We start from the raw sequence: 16,674 nt of genomic DNA, 5'->3' as shown, positions 1-16,674 counted from the left end.
CTCTTAAAACTGAGAGCCTAGGTCATATCTAGGCTCTTGTACTTTTTAGGGGTGATGACCGGTTGCCCCACAACATCATTCAATTCTTGCATCATATCAATCAGTGGCAGTAGTTCGTTCTTGTGGAACAGCCAATCGACCTTGTTCAAGTCGAGTGACGTAATACTCTCGCGTCGAATGCTCATCAACTCGATTGGCACACGGTGAACCGAAAGCACCTCGTTCATGGTTTGGTTCTTTACTTCTTTGTATGAGTCTTTGGCTTCCACCTGACCAATTGGTTTAAGCTCTGGGGCTTTGGTGTCTTTACCTTTGGCATTCACAAACAGGTTTTTAAACGCCATGCCTTCTTGAGCCTGCAGTTGTTTTTTGATGGCCTTTTCTTGTTTCTCTGTCATGGTTGGCTCATTCATATACAGCAAGTAACCTGCATGGTTACCGTTACGGTAGTACTGACGACGAAACAAGGTGGCATCATCGTTTAGCCAGATAGAGGTCAAAGAGCTAATGTGACTCGGCAAACCATACAGCTCTTGCGCTACATCGTAATCGCCCAAATGAAACACTTGGCCTTTCTTGTAGTCGATGCGCCCATCATCATCGTAAGCTCTTGGCTTGTACGTCCAACCTAAGTCTTCACGTCTACGCATATACAAAGCAGGTATGTGTTTGAGCTTAATAGGCTCACCCAGCCCTCCATAGCCTCGAATGACCTGTAAGTAGGCATTGCCAAAGGTTAAGTAGTCTTGAATAAAGCGCTTTGCATCTTGGCGTGAAAGTAATCCACTCAGCGCAATGGCATGCATTAACGTATTGCGCTTAAACTCAATCGCACTCGAATGCATCGGGTTCGTGCGCAGTGCCTTGGCTAAGGTATCGAGCGCAATCGGTGGTTCGTATAAACCATCAACCAACGCCACTTCTAAATAGCTCAGAATGTCGCTGTTCATCACGCTCACGGGGTTAGAAAATTCAATCTCTATCACTTGGCCTCTCCAAAATTAGGCTAGAAGAACTCGACACTGGTGTTGGTGTCATTGTTTATATCAATCGGCTCCCAACGCATTACATGCATCGAAGCCCAAGCTAAATCGGCATGAGAGCCAATTTTGCTGCGGTTAGAAACAAAGGTAATTTGGTTACTCACCTTAGTGGTTTGCTGGCGAATCATTAAGAACGAGTGAACGAGATCATCCCATTCCGCTTCAAACTGTAAGCGGCCGCTGTTAATGATTTCTCTCGACTTATAGGCCATCAATCGTTTCACTTCGGGTGAGTAATCCAGCTCGACCAAAGCTGGGTAAAACTTACGAACCAGCTCAGCGGTAGCCGAGCCTACGCCACTAGTATCCATGGCCATGTACACCACATTGTATTTCTCAGTAATGCCGCGAATGGTGTCGGCTTGTTGCTCATAGCTGGAGCCTTTAAGGCGAACCCTTTCGATGAATCGGAAAATTCCACCTTTGCGCTTTGGCTTCAACGCCACTACTAAGCCTGCATCGTCCGAGCTTTCACCCGTACCGCCACCTCTTGGGTCATAACCGACCAAAACCTCTGCGTTGCCTACTGGCCTTGCTTTCTCGTGGTCGACATCTTTCCAAAGTGAACTGTCTGCCTTACATGCCAGTAGCGCTTTCAGTGAGAAGAATGAAGCACTGTCGTCCAAAAACTTACAACGCAATAGGTTGTCGAAAATCTCTTTAACCGGATATTTACGCTTGAGCTTATCCATGTTGAAGAAGGTCGCGCCTTTCTGAATCGCATCATCCACCGTGATCATTTGACGGAAGATAAAATCGACACCTAAAGCACCGGCTTTTAGCGCCTTGTGGCTAATATCAATGCCGTGCTCTTTCTTGCCTTGCCATTTCGGGTAGGCTTCATGGGCCATGGTAGAAGGTGTCGAAATGTAAGTGGTGCGGAACTGCGATTGCATCGACATACCGCCCGCGTAATTATCTAAATCCGCAAAACCTGGGATCCAAAACACTTCATCCCAATACATGTGGCCGTTAAAACCTTGAGAGGTCGCTACGTTGGTGGACATAAAACCAAGGTTCGCACCGTTGCTGAGCTCGACGTCGTCCTTACCTTTTAGGTCAACTTCGCCAATCTCTAGCGCAAACTTACGAATGTAGTTTTTGAAGATATACGACTGCTTTTTCGACGCAGAGATAAACACCTGGTTGTCGCCAGTCAGCACCGCATCTTCAAACGCTTCAAAGGCAAAATAGAACGTAAGACCAATCTGCCGCGACTTAAGATAAAAGCGCACTTCATTGATCTCATCGTTTTGCTTATGGTCATGAATGTCCTTTTGGTATTCGAAGAAGGTTTTCTCTCGATACTCGTCCAACATCTCTTTGGTGATGTGGGATACATCGTTCTTCGTCTTATTTGGCTTGCGACCACGCTTATTCTCGCCATCACTTCGGCCAGCTGGTCGGTTGCGCCTTTGCTCAGCTTCATCACGTTTGAATTGCTGTTCGAGCAACATCTTGAGCTCACGCTCTTGGCTCTCAAGCTTTTGGTCAACCCACATCAAGTAAGCAATGCGCTGTCTCATCATTAATTCGACGGGCGCGTCATCCCTCAGCGTTTTCCAATCAAACTGAGTTATCCATTTTTGAACCGTGCGTGTGGCTACGCTAACCGTTTCTGCAATTTCAGCAGGCTTACGTTGGCGTAAAAACAGTCCCAAAGCTTTCGTTTGGTCGGCGGTATAGAGCGGTTCGCTAACAACATTATTTTCCATGTTTGCATAGTGCTACAGCGCCTGTGATTACTCAGCTTGAACGATTTCTATATCAAGTGTTTAGAACTAGGACAAATACAAAAAGGCAGAGGCATTGGGTAAATTGGAATCATCGAATTTAGGAGAGAAATGATGTTCAAGTCCGAGCCAATTTGCATTTTGAAGGCAGGGCCTACCGTTGATGGGCGTAACGTCCCACAGCAAGTGGTCGATGACATTGCTGAAAGCTATGACCCTAAAAAGTACAACGCGTTAATCAACGAAGAGCACTTTCAATGGAGCTGGAAGTACGGTTCCGTTTTATCCGCTGAAAAGCGTGATGATGAACTCTGGGCAATCATTAAGCCAAATTCAATGCTGCTGCGTACCGTTGAGAGCGGCCAGTTACTTCATACATCTGTTGAGTACCAAGAAGATTTTGGCAAAACAGGGAAGGCTTACCTCACGGGGCTTGCACTAACAGATAACCCAGCCTCTCTTGGCACCACTCAAATTCAATTATCCAATAAGTCAGATGATAAAACCTACGTGTCTACAGGGCAGACGGTGAATTTATCTTCTCTTTCAGGTCAAGACTCCGACCAAACGGATAAAGGTTTATTTAGCAAATTTCAAAGCTGGCTCAAGCGTAATCATGCTGATGAGCAGCTCTCACAACAACAGGATGAAGACGACATGAGCAAAAAAACAGAAGAGCTGCTTGAAGAGAGTATTGAGCAAAACAAAGTCCTATCTGGTCAATTAGGCCAACTGGTTACTCAACTCGCTTCTCAAAACAAACCAGAAGAAAAGCCTAACACCGGTGACGAAGAAACAGCACCCGAAGAAAACAAGCAAGTGATTGATCTGAAAGGTCAAGTCGAGACTCTGTCTTCACAGGTAGAAAACCTAACTGGTCAAATTGAAAAATTTAGCAAATTGACCGATGAAGAGCAGCGCAAGTTAGCCGGCGAAGGTAATGACGAAGAGCGCTACTTATAGGCTTCGACACGCCCTCAACCCATAACGAATTGAATTAGGTAAGAACATGCAAAAGCAGACCAAAATAAAACTCAGCGCCTACGTGAAAGCCGTGGCAGCGCAAAACGATGTAGATGATGCAACCGAGAAGTTTAACGTGAGCCCTAATGGTACTCAGCGCATTATCGCGGCTATCCGTGAAAGCAACTGGTTCCTAGGCAAAATCAACATCATCTCAGTGAAAAACCAAAAAGGAGAATCCATTGGTCTTGGCGCTACGGGCATGATTGCCAGTCGTACCGATACATCGGGCTCGGGCAAACGTACACCGAAAGATCATTCAAGCATGGGGGCGATGCCTTACATGTGTGAGCAAACGAACTTTGATACCGCGCTTCGTTACGCAAAACTGGACGCGTGGGCGCACCATAAGAACTTCAACGCCTTGATTAGTAAAGCAACCCGAGAGCAGATTGACGCCAATAAAATCACCATTGGTTGGTATGGCGTAAGTGTCGCTAAAAATACCGATGCTAGCGCTAATCCGAACGGTGAAGATGTGAATAAAGGTTGGTTCCAAGCCATGCGTGATCATAACGAAGATCGCTTAATCACCACGGGACAAAAAGCGGATGGTGAAATTCGTATCGGTGAAGGTGGTGACTTCATCAACCTAGACCTAGCCGTGCTTGAAACGAAAAACCTACTGCATGATGCCTGTGAAAATGACTCAAACCTTGTGGCCATCATCGGCTCTGACTTGCTTGCTTATGACAAAGCCAAGTTCTACGAAGCGCACGGTAATACGCCAAGCGAAAAAGGCAAAATTCAAGAACTGCAAGTCATCGGTACTTATGGCGGTCTGCCTGCAGTGAAAGTACCAGGCTTCCCTTCAACGGGCATCATGGTGACCAGTTACGACAACCTATCCATCTACATTCAAGAAGGTTCAGTTCGCCGCTCTACAGGTAAGAAGAACGACGAAAAAGACCAAATTGAAAACTTTGAGTCGATGAACATGGCTTACGTGATCGAAGAGATTGGCAAAGCTGCAGCCATTGAATTCAAAAACGTGAAGCTTTGGATTAACGAGGTTTGGCATTAAGCCAACCATTACAAACTAACACCCCCTCAATGCAGGCTCTATTGCTATTTCAGGTGCGCTTTGGTGCTAACTGTTATTCGCGATTGTCGGCCTGCATTCCCTAACACTGTAAGGATACATCATGGAATTTGTCGGTGATAAAAACGAGCGCTATGAATCTGAGTTGCCAGCCTCGGACAAATATCCAGCCCTGAAAATTTCAGAGTTTCAGTCTCTGTTCCATTTCCAAAGTAATGAAACAGAGGCAGGCATTCTGCATCACGCTACGGTGTCACGCATTAAGGTGCATTCTGAGTTGAAAGAAACCTTAATCCCCTTTTCTAGTTTGATGGCGTTATCTCAAGAACGCTTTGGTGATGATGACTCGGCCAAAACACTTTACAAGCAGGCCGTATTCGCACTGACCGCCGCTCAACTGATTAGCGTGCAAATGAGTGGTGACGCCACCGCCGAAGCAGCAGACCGACAAGAAGCGCTCACCAGTAAGAAAGAAGAGTGCGAAGTACAGTCCCGCCAAGCCATAGACATGTTGATTCACGCAGAAGAAACCTACTGCTTTGAGAGGGTGTAATGAAAGCGCTGCAAAGCTTAACAGACCTATTCAAAAGCCATGTAACTGATGCTGCCAAAATGGATGTGTGGGCGGAGGATGGCGCCTTATTTTGTGGTCAGGGTGTGGATGTCGATGGGTTTGAAATTGAGTATACCGCCATCGTTTTCTTACAAAGCGCCAAACTAGAGCCGCAAGTGTTGTTTATGCATTTAGTCAGCTGGCTCAATAAATTTGACCCAGAGCGAGCGGAAAAAGGCTTACCCATGCCGACGTTCGCGCTGGAGCCTCTCGATAAAGGTGCGTTTGATCTCAAGCTGAAAATTGATATTCGTGAAGAGTTCGACCTTCAAGAAAACGAACAAGGCAATTGGAAGCAAGGTGATACCCGTTATGAATGTGTCAGTGGATTCGAAGCGCGAGCCGATGAGGACCAACTCGGTGAATTGGTCTACTTTGTCGGCCACTTAGATGATTTGCCATGAGTGAATTAACCCTCGCGACGCCTGAGCAACTGACTCAAGTTGTGGAAAGTTTAGTGCTGACGGCCAGTGATAAGTTTGAGCTGAATAAACGCATGGCCAACCGCGCAAGGCAGTTCTTTCGTCAGCAAATTCGAGCTCAGCGAGATATAGACAACAACCCGTACCAAAGCCGAACGCGGAGAAAAACAACCCAACTATGGGATGGCACTCAAGCGCAGAACACCGTGAACAATAAAAACATGTTGCTTGGTTTTGGCCAGGCGTTAAGAACTCACGTTACAGAAGAGAGCTTTGAGGTTGGTCTAAAAGGCGTCGCAGGTCGCATTGGCCAAGAGCACAACCAAGGCGCTCAAGTGTCATTTACGACTCGTGTTAATGGTCACTACAACAGTAAAACAGGTCAATGGACAGGTGGCGTGAAAGCCAAACGCAATTACCAAATGCCCAAACGAACCTTCATTGGTTGGACGCCTGCTCTAGAGCGAGAGTTACTCGCCATGGCAGCGGAACACTTTGCACTAGAGGATGCAGCGTAATGGATAAACAACAAGTAGAGCAAACGGCGCTACCCACTTTCAAGATTAAGCCAGCGAAAACAAGTTTGATCGTGAAAGACCCAACAACCCGAGAGCCACTGAAAGCTTCAGGTGAAGATAAACCTCGTAACGCTTACTGGCTACGTCGACTCGCTGAAAAAAGTATCGTGGTCATCGATAAAACAGCCAAGCCCACAGCCCAAAAGGAAACTAAATAATGAGTATTGGTTTTGCTGAAGTACCCAGCACCGCTCGCGTTCCCGGTGTCTACATTGAAATTGATAATAGCCTGGCAAACAGCGCAGAAGACCTGCAAGTTATCTTGGCTATCGGTAATGCGGTCAGTGATGCAATGGTCGCGCCAAACAAAGTCACGCTTTGTATGGATGAGACGATTGCGGCAGCTTCGTTTGGTGCCAATAGCGACATAGTGGAAATGATCACCTATTTCCGTAAGCAAGATAAAACCATGCCTATCTTTGCGGTCAGTGTTGAAGATAGTGATACCGCAAGCGCCTTAGCCGCGTTGGGTGACGTTCAATATCACCACATCATGTGCTCATTGAACGACAGCACCACTATTCGTGAGTTAGGGGCTTTTCTTGAAGAGCGATATGGAGCCTTAGAGCAAGTACCAGGCATCGCGTATCTACCCAAGAAAGGCACACACGCAGAGCTCATCACCTTTGCACCAACAAGCAACTGCGCGTTAATCAACTTTCTGCCCATCAATAACTTGGGTGACTCTGCAGAAGCGCCACTGTCAGACGCGGCAGCGATTGGCGCATGGGTTGGTCAAATCGCCCCGTCATTGGCCATTGACCCTTGCAGACCCCTGCAAACGCTCAAGTTAAACGGTGTTTACTCATTGGCAGCACAAGAATGGGACTGGGCTGAACGTAACCTCTTTTTGTATGAAGGGTTAAGTACCTACACGGTGAACTCAGCGAATGAAGTGTTAGTCGAGCGCGCCGTTACCGCTTACACAGAAAACGCAGCTGGCGTAACGGACAACAGTTACCTTGATGTCATGACACCGGCAACCGCCATGTATTTTCGTCAGAAACAGCGTTCATTGATCTTAAGTGTCTACCCTCGCCATAAAGTTGCGAAAGACGGTACCAAGTTCGCCAAAGGTCAGCCGATTGTGACGCCGACTATGTTCAAAGCCAAGCTGTTGACCTTGTATCGAGATTTGGAATACCAAGGCATCGTGCAAGATTTCGATGGCTACAAAAAGTCGCTCATTGTCGAGCTAGATGAAACCAACAAGCAGCGCGTCAACTACCAAGATTCTCCGCAGTTCGTGAACGGTTTGATTATCGTTGCAGGCAAAATTCAATTTAGGAAGTAAGTCATGGGAACAAAAATTACTAGCCGTGCTGTCCTTAACGCCGGTTCATTGGGACGCCTTCCCATCAAAGAAGGGGCGGAATATGGCCTCGGCAACATGAAGCGCGAAACCATAATGGGTGACGATGGCCCTTTGGGTTTCTCTGAACAATTCTCGGATGCGCCTTTTATTAAATGCACCATCATTCACGCTCAAGACACCGATGAGAAAGCCATTGCTGATTTTGTGGGTGAAGACATCACCTTAGAAACGAACACAAACCGCGCTTACACCTTGAAAGGCGCATGGACAGTCGACCCGCTTACGGTTGCGATAAAAGATGGTCAGCTTGAAGTGCTCTTCAACGGTGACGAACTCATCCCGCAGTAAGGAGAAAGAACATGTTATCCATACTGATGAAACGAGAGGCTCAGAAGGCAAAGCCAGAACCGGTTGAAGCTATCGACAGTGTTGACGTAATGAACGAGTCAACAGTAAGCCAAGCCGTTCGCACCGCTTTTGCTGATAAGCCCTGGGAAGAAACGCAACTCGTGTTTAAGCAAGACCAAAGCTACCTACGCACATTGTCGGGTTCGAAAGAGAAAGATCCGTACAAGCAAGAGCTCATTAACAAGTACCGACCATTGGTTGAAAAGCTACTGGACACTCACAAAGGCGACTACGGCAACCTCGATGTGATGTGGTGCTTTTATATGTGGCACTTTGACCTTGGCCAGTTTGAAGAGATCCACGATGACTTTCGAGCGGCCATCGATGGCGGATTAGAAACACCGGCTAATTTCAAAGTGAATGGTCAAACGGGCTTCTGTGATTACGTCTTTAAGTACACGCACAAAGCGCACACAGAAAAGAAAGCGTACAAGCGCGAATACCTGCTTAAAGCCGTAAATGATTTACTGGCTGGTGAGCTTGCTACCAACGCCCCACTCAAAGTGAAAATGTTCCGCCTTGTCGGTGACTGGCACTTTGAAGCAGGCGACAAAGAAAAGGCGCACAACCTGTTTGAGCTAGTGATGAAGCTAGACCCGCAGAAAGGCGGCGTGAAGAAGAAACTTGAAGCATTACAAAAGGAGCTTGGCTATGACCAACCCCATTAAAGACGAGTCACAAGTCAAGGTCGCGGAGCTGGCCTCGCCTATTGAAAAAGACGGCAAAGCGCTGACGCATATTGATATCAGCAAGCCACACTCTGGGCATTTGCGCGGGTTGAGCTTGATAGATGTGTGCGGAATGAAGTTTGAAGCAGGACAAACTCTATTGCCTCGAATCTCTTGCTTGAATGAGCGTGACATTATCAATATGCCTCCAGAGAACTGGGCACCATTGCTCACGACACTTGCCTCTTTTTTCGTCGCGACGGAATAGTAATAGATCGAGTTGAAGACTATTACGCAGACATCGCCCTTGTGTTTCATTGGCCGCCAAGCGAAATAGACAAACTCAGCTACGACGACCTATTACTGTTTCGAGAGCTGGCCAGACAAAGGCACGAACAAACACCACAAGAGAGCGAATAAGCTCTCTTTTTTTGTATCAACAAAAGGCTATCCAGAATGAAAATGAAACTGTCTGTTCTCATGGATATGAAAGACAAAACTTCAGCCGTTCTCAAAGGGATGAGTGGCGAGAGCGATTATTACGCCAAGTCCATCAAGAAGGTACAGAAGACGCAGGCTGATGACTCTGCCGCAATGGGGATGATTGATTCTTTAAAAACGTCACGAAAAGCAATGGACAAGAACGCCATTGCGGTTGCTGCGGTCAGCGAAAAGCTTGAAGAGTTAAAAGTAAAAGCGGCAGGCGTTGAATCCCCAAGCGCTGCGCTCACGGAGAAAATCACAAAGCAGCAAGCTAAGCTGAGCAAACTGAACACTGAGCAAGAGGGTTACAAATCCCATTTAGAGAAGCTCGATACCCAGTTAAAAAAGACAGGAGTAAATACAGGGAATCTCGATGATGAGTACGACCGACTGAAACGAAGTTATAAGAAGCACGGTAAGGAAATTGGCAAGCTCAGTAAGCGTTATACCACCTTACAAAGAGTCATGAGCCCGATTCAAAAGCTAAGCCGTTCCATCAAATTTCCCAAGGTCGGCGCTGCAGCGGCAGGAAAAGGAGCCGCGCTGTTAAGTGGTTTGAGCTTTGCTGGGTTAGTAACACAAGTGAATGACGCGGCAGGTGAAATGGATAACCTAGCAAAGACATCGGCGACCCTAACCCTACCCATTCAAGAACTCCAAGCCATGCAGTCCCAAGCTGAACATGCGGGGGTAAGCTCTGATGCCCTGTCTAACTCTATGCTTCGCTTTACCAAGCGGCTTGGCGTACTGCAAAAAACGGGGGCTGGTGCGTTAGGCTCTTACCTCAAGAAGAGTGAGAACGCGCTGCATAAAGATTTACAAGGCGCGAAAGACACTAAGCAGGCTTATGAAATGCTCCTTGAAGAGTTTTCTCAGCTTGAAACGCCGCAAGAGCAAATGGCCTTTGCGGACGCGGCCTTTGGACAAGACGGTCGTAAAATGCTGATCATGTTACGTGAAGGCACTGAAGGGTTAACGGCAGCAAGAAAAGAACTTAATGCATTGGGTGGCGGTGCGACTGCAGAAGATGCGGCGAAAGCGGAAGCCTACAACGATGCTCTGCAAAAAATCGAAGAAAGCGTTCGCTCTATGAAGTTTGCAGCACTTGCCCCTATCATGGAAAAAGCAACCAAAGCATTCACCCAATTTTCTGAGAAGTTTAAGAACGCTGCTTGGCGAACCGACTTCATCGAAAAACTTATCCAAACCGTGGACGGTCTTTATCAAGGCTTTGAACTGCTAGGTAAAGGGCTTATTTGGTTAACGCAAAACTTCAAAGGGATTCTGGCGACGGTCGCTATTCTAAAAGTGGCTCTGATTGCTTTAAATGCGGCGGTTCTAGCAAACCCAATCGGGCTTATGGTGGCCGCGGTTGCCGCTGCAGTAATCGCGATCACTTATTTAATCGATAAGTTCATTGGCTTAGACAAAGTCATTAAATGGATTGGTGATGGCATTGGTTGGTTGTGGGATAAATTCAAAGCCCTAATCAACAAACTGCCAGACGCACTCATCCCTGACGGATGGAAAATTCAAACCGATGAAGCAAGCCAAGAAGTCGATAACTTAGCAGCCAAACTCAACCGTATTGAAGATAAGAGCGTGACGCTTGGCATTACGACCAATGAAACCCAAAACCGAACGGAGCGAACCCAAACTGAGCAAGGTTATTATGCTTATCAAGCAGGTGGCGTTGAGCCTGTTATGCAGGACGCAACGTATGGTTCGTTGGATAATCAAACCGAACAAGAGCCCCATGCTTATCAAGCTGGCGGATTCGAATCCACCAAGCAAAATGCAGCATATAGCCCATTGGGTAACCAGACCATAAAAAGTAAATCTGAAGTGTCCTTGACCATCAAGTCCGATAAACCCGTCGTAATTGAGAAAGCGCAAAGTGAAAAAGGCACAGATTTGAATTTGGATGTGGGGAATATGGCGGTGAGCTTTTAGTCTTCATGGTTGTGAACTATGATTTCATGTTTGGGCTAAACGACAGAATCGCTTGGTAATCACAATTAGAAAGTATCTATTCATAATATGATAAATGCCCCTCTTTTGCTTTCGGGAAGGATCTTAGCGTTTTTGACAACCTGAATTCCCCCCAAATACAGGTCATGTGATCTCCCAAAACCATAAGGTGTCAACAATGAGTGGCATGATGTGTGTCTTCGGCTCTTCAAGAATATCTTGCCTAACCTCGCCTAGCCTTTACAATACCGCCATGTTTCTTAATTATGATTTCGTATGTTGTCTTATCGTAGAGAGCTTGATGGTCTTAGAGCGTTAGCTGTTATCGCAGTGATTATCTATCACGCAAATTTAAAATTGTTTGGAGTTCAGTTATTCCAAGGTGGTTTTTTTGGGGTGGATGTGTTTTTTGTTCTATCTGGGTATCTGATTACTGGAATAATTCGTAATCAGATGGACCAAGGAACATTTTCATTCCGAGATTTTTATTGGCGAAGAGCCAAAAGAATTTTACCAGCTCTTTTAACCATGTTGTTGGTTACATCTGGTTTAGCTTACTTAATTTTGTTACCCGATGATTTGGTGACTTATGCTAGATCTCTTCAGTCAACTTTGTACTTTGGGTCTAATCACTTTTTTTATGGTGAAGATAGTTACACTGCGGTGGCGAGTATTTATCGGCCTTTACTCCATACTTGGAGCCTTTCTGTTGAATGGCAGTTCTATGTGGTTTTTCCGTTTATAGTTTGGGGGATTAATCGGTTTTTTCCAGAATACTTGTTCGGGATGCTTCTTATTTTAGCTTTAGTATCCTTACAATTTTCTAGCTTTATTGTGAAAGTTAATCCAGATATGGCTTTCTATCTCCTTCCTACAAGGTCATGGGAGCTAATACTTGGTGGTTTGGTTACTTTTTATAACAGAGCGAATGTTGAAAACTTAGCAAAGGGAAGTTTTGCATCCCTCGCATATCAATCATTACCTATTATCGGGTTATTCTTAATTGTTCACTCAATGACCTTTATTGGCCATGAAGTTCAGCACCCATCATTCATTACATTACTGCCTGTTTTGGGTACGTCTCTTTTCATCATGTTTTCTCACAAAGGCGAGGTATCTAATGATGCCATGTCTTTAAAACCGGTTGTAGGGATAGGTTTAATTTCATACTCGTTATATTTATGGCACCAACCTGTATTTGTGTTCTTTAGACTACTCAAGCATGACTACTTTAGGTTTGAGCAATTTTTATTACTATCATTGATAACAATAATTATGTCTACTCTTACCTACTATGGTGTAGAGCGTTTTTTTAGAAAGAACCGAACGTTAGTTTGTGTTTTTTTTATAGCTCTAACTTTTCTCTCATGCCTTTTTCTATCGATATTTATTATTAATAACCATGGTTTTCCTAAGAGGTTTTCCAATACCATCTTTACGAATTATGAAATTGACAATAGGAAGTTACAAATAGATAGTTGGGATTTATTGAAAGCTAGGTACTCTTCTAATCCAGACTTTGAAAAAGTAGAAAATAAGATATTAATTATAGGAAACTCTCATTCAAAAGATATATTTAATGCTTTTTCGCAAAATAAGAAAATTACTGAAGGATACGATTTCTTACGTTATGGGGTTGATCTTAGCTCTAAGCGCTCTCTGCCTCAGATAAACTGCTTTGATGAAAACAATAAAGAGTATTCAGAGGTTCGAGACTTGTTTTACAATAGCTCTAAATACATTGAATCTACGGCCATTATAATTAGTTCACTCTACGGAAGCTCAGACTGCTTGGGTAGAAAAGGAAAACATTCGAATATTACTGACCTAGAAGCTTTGCCTTATATTATAAAAAAGGCAAAGTCTGATGGTAAAAAGGTTTTCGTTTTTGGTGAAACAGCCATTTTTAATAATGTTATAAATTCAGGAAGTAAGATGGTGACATATGTTGATGTTGTTTTTGATAAATATAAACAAAACGGAGCGGTGCCACTTTCAAGTATTGTAAAAGAATCTGATAGATTATTAAAAGATAATATCTCTGACAATTCTAAAAAAAATAAAGACATAAAGGAAATAACAATCAAATTGGATGCTATATATATAGATAAGATATCATTAGTTTGTGATGATGAATTTTGCTCTTCTATCACCAGCGATGGCTATAAAACAATGTATGATCACCATCACTGGACTCTTAAAGGGGCGAAAATGTTTGGTAAGAGGTTGATAGATAGAGAGTTCCTAAAAAAATTCGATTGAGTTAGGTTATTCCGGTTAAATGAGATATCTACATTTGATCTGAATGTGTCACATAAAATCAGTGATGATGCAAACTATACAAATTTCCATAAATATCGTTGTGCATAGATAGTCGATTTAACGTAATGACACTGAATGTGCACAACAATCAACCCTTCGATCTAGCGGCGAGTTCACTGCTCGTACTAGCTACCCACAACTTGATTGGTAATACCTGAAGTTATTCATGTTTCACTGATTTAGCAAAATCACTGGCAAGATTTTTTCCAGTCCCCTGATGGGGTACATTTTCACCTCAAAAGTATTCCTTTCAATTTAGATGCCTCCTAGTGGCGGTAATGTAACTTGCTCAAACAAAAGCCCTTATCCATTTAAATAACGGCTTAGCATTAGTAAAGGGAGCAAAAATGGTCGTTAACCCACCAGAATTAGAACCGTTTTTCCATTTCGTTCGTGTGTCTATTGTCAATGCACTAGGTGGCGATGAAGGGGCATACTGTTCAAACGAAACACTAGAGCAATATATAAACGCAACCAATAGCAACATCACTCCGTTACTCTACGACTTCTTCGTAAAATTCGATTACTTGTACGCGCTGCAGCAAGCAAACGCGCCACTAAGTACCGAAGAATCAGAAGTGCTACTTTCAGCCCAAGACTTGATTGACGAAGTACACCTTACTGTCATGTGATCCCTTTCTTGTTAGTCCATCATAAGTGCTTAAAATAATTGGGGTGTACCAAAACCCCCCATCTTGCTAGCTAACTGCCCCACTTCGTTTATACTAGGCACAACTTACCTATAGGCTGTGATTTCAAAAAACTCATTGGTACACCTATAGTACACCTCATCCGATTGGAACCCTTACATCACATGGCTCTAAAACCCACAATCTACAAGTTTCGTATCTCTTTAACCGATATGAATCGCGACTATTACGACTCTTTCAATCTAACGGTTGCACAACACCCTTCTGAAACAGAACAGCGAATGATGGCTCGAATCATGGCTTTCTGTATCAATGCGTCTCCTGAACTTGAGTTCACTAAAGGGTTGTCTAGCATTGAAGAACCCGATTTATGGCAGAAGTCGTTAGACGATCAAATCCTAGAATGGGTTGATGTAGGCGAACCTGATCCAGAGCGTGTTAAGAAGGCAACTCGCCTATCTAAATCAGTACGCGTATTCAGCTTCAACACTAAATCAAACGTTTGGTGGGAGCAGAACAAAGGTAAATTCGGCTACCTAAAAGCTCAGATCGTTCGTCTAGACAACGATGGTATTGAGCAGCTAGCAGCGATGACACAACGTACGATGGATCTTTCAGTCATGCTGACGGGTAACTCTGCTTTCATTAACAGCGATACTCAATCGGCAGAAGTAACGTGGGAAGAGCTACAGAGTAATGACTGAGCGTCCAACCCCGAATAGTTCGCAAACAGAAGCTAGCCTGCAAGAAGAAGCCAAGCAGCAAGCCGACGCGCAGCAAGAAATCAAAGCCAAACAACAAGCTAGAACCAAGCTTCACCAGTGTTTAAAAGAAGCAGGTTTAGGTTCAGTCAAAGCGCTCTCGACAGGCTACGAGAAAGAGCTGTCGTCATTTATTGATGAAAACCACGCTTTGTTTAAACACGCTTGCGAGAACAAGCCGGAGAACTCTGCACGTCAGACGTTGCTTGGCTTGCTAACCAAGGAACATATCGATGCAAGCTATCGCTTTGAAAGCTATAAAGAAGCGAATGAGACGATGCAAAATGTATTCGATAATACTGTGGGCACTAAGCACAGTGACAAGTTTCAAAACTCTAACGCTCAACAGTTAAAACTAGTCACGCATTTGTGGTTGTTCATTCAAGGACGACTAGGAATGGATTACAGCCTAGCCAATGATCACGCAGCTGTAGCCGCTACGCTATTGTCTCGTATATCGAGAAGCAGTGATGATGAGATTCGCGTAGAGTTCATGGCCAGTTTTTACGATGGTTTGAACATCTATCAAGCCGAGAACAAGCCATCAGGTATTGTTCACCACTTAAAGCGTTTGTTTAACCTTTCTTAAGCACTCCCACCAGCGACTGATTCTAGTTACGCTCTATATGCTTTCAACAAACGTTAAGATATAGAGCGTGCTTTTTCTGCTTGGCCGCAACAGATTCCCTATTACGTTCATTCCTCACTTTAGGGAATGGCGAAAGTGAATAAGTCGCTCATTCTTCACTTTAGGGAATAACAGCATTCTCAGCCATTACAGTTGACTTCATTGCAGGCGTAAAAAAGCCCCGCATAAAGCGAGGCTTAGAATATTTTCAACGAACTTCAATTTACAAAGGCTAAATCACGTGCATCCAATAACGAAACGTATTAACGCAGGCCGTGTAAGAATTCGTGGCGCGTTGCTGGGTTTGATCTGAAGATACCGCCCAGAGCTGTTGTTGTCGTTTCGCTAGTCGCGTCCATTACACCGCGTGATTTCACGCAGTAGTGAACCGCATCCATGGTTACAGCAACGTCATCAGTTTCGAGTAGCGTTTGCAGTGCAACAAGGATCTGCTGCGTCATACGCTCTTGAACTTGTGGGCGCTGAGCAAAGAATCGAACAATACGGTTAATCTTTGAAAGGCCGATGATTTTCCCACGAGGGATATAAGCGACCGCAGTCTTACCATCAATCGTCACTAAGTGGTGCTCACAAGTACTGGTCACGGTAATGTCTTTTACTCGTACCATCTCACGAACGCCCATCTTGTTTTCGATTACCGTAATTTTAGGGAAATTGGCGTAATCCAAACCAGAGAAAATTTCATCCACGTACATTTTAGCAATACGTTGCGGTGTTTCTTCCAGACTATCGTCCGTAAGATCAAGTTCAAGGAGAGTGAGAATCTCACGCATATGGTGTTCGATTCGTTCCTTTTTCTCTTCTCGGCTAACCTGGTTTGGACTCATTGGTGTCTCTAAACCACGGCTTGCTAGCGCATCTTTAACCAACTTCGCTGATTCGCTAAGACCTGACATTGAACTTCCTCTTTTATTACCCCTTCTGGATGGCAAACAAGGATACTCGGAATTTTGAATAAATACACCCATATTTTAAGGGAGGTCATTATTTACG

Annotated in this window: 19 protein-coding genes; 16 read left to right on the top strand and 3 right to left on the bottom strand. The window is 44.5% G+C overall.

The window, feature by feature from the left end:
* Window positions 1-17: 17 nt before the first annotated feature.
* On the bottom strand, window positions 18-986 hold the full coding sequence (locus AB4585_RS17805) for a phage portal protein (RefSeq protein WP_372170446.1): 969 nt from the start codon (window positions 984-986) through the stop codon (window positions 18-20).
* A 20-nt stretch (window positions 987-1,006) separates the two neighbouring features.
* Window positions 1,007-2,758, bottom strand: a complete 1,752-nt coding sequence (locus AB4585_RS17800; protein ID WP_372170444.1) for a terminase large subunit domain-containing protein — start codon at window positions 2,756-2,758, stop codon at window positions 1,007-1,009.
* Window positions 2,759-2,890: 132 nt separating this feature from the next.
* Here AB4585_RS17800 and AB4585_RS17795 point away from each other — a divergent pair, with 132 nt between their 5' ends.
* The 16 genes from AB4585_RS17795 (at window position 2,891) to AB4585_RS17720 (ending at window position 15,621) form a co-directional block, all read left to right on the top strand.
* Entirely contained in the window at window positions 2,891-3,739 is an 849-nt protein-coding gene (locus AB4585_RS17795) for a GPO family capsid scaffolding protein (protein ID WP_372170494.1), read from the top strand.
* Between the two features lie 46 nt (window positions 3,740-3,785).
* On the top strand, window positions 3,786-4,823 hold the full coding sequence (locus tag AB4585_RS17790; protein WP_372170442.1) for a phage major capsid protein, P2 family: 1,038 nt from the start codon (window positions 3,786-3,788) through the stop codon (window positions 4,821-4,823).
* 121 nt (window positions 4,824-4,944) lie between these two features.
* Window positions 4,945-5,394, top strand: coding sequence for a head completion/stabilization protein (locus AB4585_RS17785; RefSeq protein ID WP_372170441.1), 450 nt, complete (start codon window positions 4,945-4,947; stop codon window positions 5,392-5,394).
* Complete coding sequence (locus AB4585_RS17780) at window positions 5,394-5,858, top strand: phage tail protein (RefSeq protein WP_372170439.1); 465 nt, start codon at window positions 5,394-5,396, stop codon at window positions 5,856-5,858. Before AB4585_RS17785 ends, AB4585_RS17780 begins: the two co-directional genes overlap by 1 nt.
* Window positions 5,855-6,394 (top strand): phage virion morphogenesis protein, encoded by a 540-nt coding sequence (locus AB4585_RS17775; RefSeq protein WP_017109409.1) that lies wholly within the window; start codon window positions 5,855-5,857, stop codon window positions 6,392-6,394. The genes AB4585_RS17780 and AB4585_RS17775 overlap by 4 nt, the downstream gene beginning before the upstream one ends.
* Window positions 6,394-6,612 (top strand): DUF2635 domain-containing protein, encoded by a 219-nt coding sequence (locus tag AB4585_RS17770; protein ID WP_372170438.1) that lies wholly within the window; start codon window positions 6,394-6,396, stop codon window positions 6,610-6,612. The genes AB4585_RS17775 and AB4585_RS17770 overlap by 1 nt, the downstream gene beginning before the upstream one ends.
* Complete coding sequence (locus AB4585_RS17765) at window positions 6,612-7,748, top strand: phage tail sheath subtilisin-like domain-containing protein (RefSeq protein WP_372170436.1); 1,137 nt, start codon at window positions 6,612-6,614, stop codon at window positions 7,746-7,748. Before AB4585_RS17770 ends, AB4585_RS17765 begins: the two co-directional genes overlap by 1 nt.
* A gap of 3 nt (window positions 7,749-7,751) precedes the next feature.
* Window positions 7,752-8,117, top strand: a complete 366-nt coding sequence (locus AB4585_RS17760; RefSeq protein ID WP_061016063.1) for a phage tail tube protein — start codon at window positions 7,752-7,754, stop codon at window positions 8,115-8,117.
* Between the two features lie 11 nt (window positions 8,118-8,128).
* Entirely contained in the window at window positions 8,129-8,845 is a 717-nt protein-coding gene (gpM, locus tag AB4585_RS17755) for a phage terminase small subunit (protein WP_372170434.1), read from the top strand.
* Window positions 8,829-9,113, top strand: a complete 285-nt coding sequence (locus AB4585_RS17750) for a phage tail assembly protein (RefSeq protein WP_004737238.1) — start codon at window positions 8,829-8,831, stop codon at window positions 9,111-9,113. Before gpM ends, AB4585_RS17750 begins: the two co-directional genes overlap by 17 nt.
* Window positions 9,062-9,265 (top strand): GpE family phage tail protein, encoded by a 204-nt coding sequence (locus AB4585_RS17745; RefSeq protein WP_308812906.1) that lies wholly within the window; start codon window positions 9,062-9,064, stop codon window positions 9,263-9,265. The genes AB4585_RS17750 and AB4585_RS17745 overlap by 52 nt, the downstream gene beginning before the upstream one ends.
* 36 nt (window positions 9,266-9,301) lie before the next feature.
* A complete protein-coding gene (locus AB4585_RS17740) occupies window positions 9,302-11,281 on the top strand; it encodes a hypothetical protein (protein ID WP_372170432.1) in 1,980 nt (659 codons plus the stop codon).
* A gap of 294 nt (window positions 11,282-11,575) precedes the next feature.
* Complete coding sequence (locus AB4585_RS17735) at window positions 11,576-13,561, top strand: acyltransferase family protein (protein ID WP_372170430.1); 1,986 nt, start codon at window positions 11,576-11,578, stop codon at window positions 13,559-13,561.
* A gap of 407 nt (window positions 13,562-13,968) precedes the next feature.
* On the top strand, window positions 13,969-14,253 hold the full coding sequence (locus AB4585_RS17730; RefSeq protein ID WP_372170429.1) for a hypothetical protein: 285 nt from the start codon (window positions 13,969-13,971) through the stop codon (window positions 14,251-14,253).
* Window positions 14,254-14,435: 182 nt separating this feature from the next.
* On the top strand, window positions 14,436-14,975 hold the full coding sequence (locus tag AB4585_RS17725) for a YaeQ family protein (RefSeq protein ID WP_017061727.1): 540 nt from the start codon (window positions 14,436-14,438) through the stop codon (window positions 14,973-14,975).
* Window positions 14,968-15,621: a hypothetical protein gene (locus AB4585_RS17720; RefSeq protein ID WP_372170427.1), complete on the top strand. Its 654-nt coding sequence runs from the start codon at window positions 14,968-14,970 to the stop codon at window positions 15,619-15,621. The genes AB4585_RS17725 and AB4585_RS17720 overlap by 8 nt, the downstream gene beginning before the upstream one ends.
* A 302-nt stretch (window positions 15,622-15,923) precedes the next feature.
* On the opposite strand, the gene folE is transcribed toward AB4585_RS17720, so the two are convergent.
* Complete coding sequence (gene folE / locus AB4585_RS17715; protein WP_017061725.1) at window positions 15,924-16,577, bottom strand: GTP cyclohydrolase I FolE; 654 nt, start codon at window positions 16,575-16,577, stop codon at window positions 15,924-15,926.
* Window positions 16,578-16,674: the final 97 nt, after the last annotated feature.

It is taken from the genome of Vibrio sp. 10N.222.49.C9 (assembly GCF_041474985.1).
Lineage (GTDB): Bacteria > Pseudomonadota > Gammaproteobacteria > Enterobacterales > Vibrionaceae > Vibrio > Vibrio crassostreae_C.
Note: the sequence above shows the minus strand (reverse complement) of the source record. Positions and strands in the feature narration are given on the sequence as shown.